This window comes from Streptomyces olivaceoviridis (assembly GCF_014650115.1).
Lineage (GTDB): Bacteria > Actinomycetota > Actinomycetes > Streptomycetales > Streptomycetaceae > Streptomyces > Streptomyces olivaceoviridis.
The window spans coordinates 1-1,158 of record NZ_BMUI01000107.1 but is presented as its reverse complement, the minus strand read 5'-3'; the positions used below and the strand labels follow the sequence as shown (position 1 = coordinate 1,158).

General features: G+C 69.4%; 1 pseudogene. It reads left to right on the top strand.

Annotated elements, in window-relative coordinates:
* Positions 1–1,158, top strand: a pseudogene (locus IE273_RS43100) (pullulanase-type alpha-1,6-glucosidase); the annotation flags it as partial.

Sequence of the window (1,158 nt, the reverse complement as noted above, 5' to 3'; positions counted from 1 at the left end):
GCAAGCCCCGGGCGGTGCCGTTGAAGGATGCGCAGATCCAGGAGCTGCACATCCGGGATTTCTCCGTGGAGGACCGCACGGCGAAGCACCCGGGTACCTACCTGGCCTTCGCGGACAGGAACAGCGACGGCTCCAAGCACCTGCGGGCGCTGGCCGAGGCCGGTACTTCCTACGTGCATCTGCTGCCCGCGTTCGACATCGCCACGATTCCCGAGCGCAGGGCCGACCAGGCGAGGCCGGACTGTGACCTGGCCTCCTACCCGGCCGACTCCGACAAGCAGCAGCAGTGCGTGGCGAAGTCCGCTGCCGGGGATGCCTACAACTGGGGTTACGACCCGTACCACTACACGGTCCCGGAGGGCTCGTACGCCACCGATCCGGACGGCACGGCCCGTACCGTCCAGTTCCGCGAGATGGTGCAGGCGCTCAACGGCGACGGGCTGCGGGTCGTGATGGACGTCGTCTACAACCACACCGCCGCGAGCGGGCAGGCGGAGACCAGTGTGCTGGACCGGATCGTGCCCGGCTACTACCAGCGGCTCCTCGCCGACGGCTCGGTGGCCACCAGTACCTGTTGCGCCAACACCGCGCCGGAGAACGCGATGATGGGCAAGCTGGTGGTGGACTCCATCGTCACCTGGGCCAGGCAGTACAAGGTGGACGGGTTCCGCTTCGACCTCATGGGCCACCATCCCAAGGCCAACATCCTGGCCGTCCGCGAGGCCCTGGACGCGCTGACCCCGCAGAAGGACGGTGTCGACGGCAGGAAGATCATTCTGTACGGGGAGGGCTGGAACTTCGGCGAGGTCGCGAACGACGCCCGGTTCGTGCAGGCCACGCAGGCCAACATGGCCGGCACCGGCATCGCCACCTTCTCCGACCGCGCCCGGGACGCGGTGCGCGGCGGGAGCCCCTTCGACGCCGACCCCGGCGTGCAGGGCTTCGCCTCCGGCCTCTACACCGACCCCAACTCCTCCGCCGCGAACGGCACCCCGGCCGAGCAGAAGGCGCGGCTGCTGCACTACCAGGATCTGATCAAGGTCGGATTGACCGGCAACCTGGCCGGATACCGGTTCACGGACACCGGCGGCAAGGAGGTGACCGGCGCCGGGGTCGACTACAACGGGGCGCCCGCCGGGTACGCGGACGCGCCCGGCG